Here is a 2,601-nt window from a genome sequence, read left to right as displayed (position 1 = left end):
CGCCGTCACCGTCGAGATCCCCGACGGCAGGGTGGTCGCGTCGTCGAGCCAGAGCTCGGCCAGGCGCACCGACTCCTCGATCGCCGTGCGCTGCTCGGCGGTGGGCTTCGTCGAGCCCTGCGCGCCGAGCTGCTGGTGGGCCATCTGCGCGGCCAGCTGGTAGTTCACCGGCCCGCTGCCGCCGCCGGGCCCGCCACCCGCCGAGAGCATCTGGCCGAGCTGGGTGAGCATCTGCCCGAGCTGCCCGAGGTCGAACCCCCCGGGGCCGCCCGCACCGCCGGCGCCGAACGCCGCGAACGGATTGCCGCCCGCACCGCCCGGGCCGAAGCCGAAGCCGCCGCCGGGCCCCTGGCCGCCGGAGCCGGACCCGGAGGACCCCTCGTTGCGGGGGTCGTCGGGGTCGGACGGGCCGAAGCCGAAGGGCAGGTCACTCATGGGGTCCACGGTACGCGTGACCCCCCGCCCGGAGGCCCCTCCTCGGAGCTCCCGGCACGCTCACAGCGAACGCACGGTGCCCACACCGGACGCGCAGCCCACACCCCCGATCACTACCCTGCCCGCCCGTGACCCGACTGCGCGCGACGATCGCCCTCGGGCTCGTGCTCGCCGCGGTCCTGGGTCTCGCCGGCGCGACGGTGCGGGTCCCGTTCGTGGCCCTCGGCGACGGTCCGACCTTCGACGTGCTCGGCGCCCAGGCCGGGCGCCCCATCATCGACGTGTCGGGCCCCGTGCCGACCTACCCGACGGCGGGCCAGCTGCGGATGACGACCGTCGCGGTCACCAGCCAGGTGACGCTCTTCGGCGCCGTCGCCATGTGGATCACGGGGTCGCACGAGGTCGTGCCCCGTGAGGAGGTCTACCCCAGCGGGCAGTCGAGCCAGCAGGTCGACGCCGAGAACACCCGGCAGTTCTCGCAGTCCGAGAACGACGCCCAGACCGCCGCCCTGCGCTACCTCGGCTACCCGTCGGTGGTGCAGGTCGGCGACGTCACGACGCCCGGACCGTCGGCCGGTCTGCTCGCCCCGGGGGACCAGCTGGTCACCGTCGCCGGGCGCGCGGTGACGAGCCCGCAGGACGTCGTCGACGCCGTCAGCGGCGCCGCCCCGGGGACGCCGGTCGTCGTGCGCGTCCAGCGCGGCGGCCAGCCCCGCGACGTCACCGTCACGGCGGCAGCCCGGCCGGGCGACGCGTCCCGGGGCTACCTCGGCATCACCGCCGCCTCGCAGGTCGACTCGCCCGCGACGATCAAGATCGGCCTCGCCGACGTCGGCGGTCCGTCGGCGGGCCTGGTCTTCGCGACGGCGATCGTGGACAAGCTGACCCCGGGCGAGCTCACCGGCGGCAAGGAGATCGCGGGCACCGGCACCATCGACGCCGATGGCCGCGTCGGGCCCATCGGCGGCATCCGCTTCAAGATGGACGCCGCCCGCCACGACGGGGCCACCGCGTTCCTGGTGCCCGCCGGCAACTGTTCCGAGGCCGCCCGCACGGCTCCTTCGGGGCTGACGCTGGCGCGCGTGTCCGACCTGCGCGAAGGTGTGGCGGCCGTGCAGGACCTGGCGGCCGGACGGACGCCGCCCACCTGTTGACCAGCGCCTCGCCCGTCGGCGAACCCGACACGAGGCACACCGGAGCACAGGGAACCCACACGGCGTTCGTAGAGTTCTGACAGCGGGCCCACCACGGCCTCCTCGATCCGCAGTACCCGTCCCCGCTTGGAGCGTGACCGACAGTGGCCAACCGGCCGGCGACCGGGAACCCGCAGCTGTCCCGGCGAACGAAGTCCCTGCTGGTGCTGGGCGCGGTCGTGCTCGTGGTGCTGGTCGCGCTGGCGCGCCTCGTCGACGTCTACGTCGACTGGGCGTGGTTCGGCGAGGTCGGCTTCCGCGGGGTGTTCACCACGGTGCTCGGCACCCGCATCGTGCAGGCCCTGATCGCGGCCGTCTTCATGGGCGGGCTGATCGCGCTCAACCTCTACATCGCGTACCGCACCCGCCCGGTGTTCGTCCCCGTCGCCGGCCCCGAGGACCCGGTCGCGCGCTACCGCACCGTCGTGCTCGCCCACCTGCGGCTGTTCGCGATCGGCATCCCGCTGATCGTCGCGATCATCGCGGCCCTCTCGGCGCAGGGGGACTGGGAGACCACCCAGCTCTTCCTCAACCAGACCTCGTTCGGCGTCGCCGACCCGGTGTTCGGCCACGACATCAGCTTCTACGTCTTCGCGCTGCCGTTCTGGCGCGCGGTGCTGTCGTGGCTCTTCGTCGGCGTCGGGGTGAGCTTCCTCGCCGCGCTCGTCGCGCACTACGTCTTCGGCGGCATCCGCCTCGCCGGGCGCAACGGCTCGCTGGCGACCGCCGCCCGCGCCCACCTCGCCGTCCTCGCCGGCACCTTCGTGCTGCTCAAGGCCGTCGCGTACTTCTTCGACCGCTACGAGCTGCTCTTCTCCGACCGCAAGTCCTCGGCCGGGGGCGCCAACTTCTACGGCGCGAGCTACACCGACCTCAACGCGGCCATGCCGGCCAAGCTGATCCTGCTGCTGATCGCGGTGATCTGCGCGGCCGCGTTCTTCGCCGCGGTGTTCCTGCGCAACCTGCAGATCCC

3 protein-coding genes are annotated in these 2,601 nt (G+C 73.7%); 2 read left to right on the top strand and 1 reads right to left on the bottom strand.

Annotated features, from left to right (window positions below; translation table 11 throughout):
- On the bottom strand, positions 1-435 hold a 435-nt coding region (locus AC0CYZ_RS15400), incomplete at its 3' end, for a zinc-dependent metalloprotease (protein WP_472216820.1).
- Positions 436-563: 128 nt separating this feature from the next.
- Here AC0CYZ_RS15400 and AC0CYZ_RS15395 point away from each other — a divergent pair.
- The gene (locus AC0CYZ_RS15395) at positions 564-1,589 is read left to right on the top strand and encodes a YlbL family protein (RefSeq protein ID WP_472216818.1); all 1,026 of its coding nucleotides are present in this window, start codon (positions 564-566) and stop codon (positions 1,587-1,589) included.
- Between the two features lie 143 nt (positions 1,590-1,732).
- A partial coding sequence (locus AC0CYZ_RS15390) for a UPF0182 family protein (RefSeq protein ID WP_472216816.1) occupies positions 1,733-2,601 on the top strand: 869 nt, incomplete at its 3' end.

This window comes from Actinomycetospora sp. (assembly GCF_055612215.1).
This window is presented reverse-complemented; position numbering and strand designations above follow the sequence as displayed.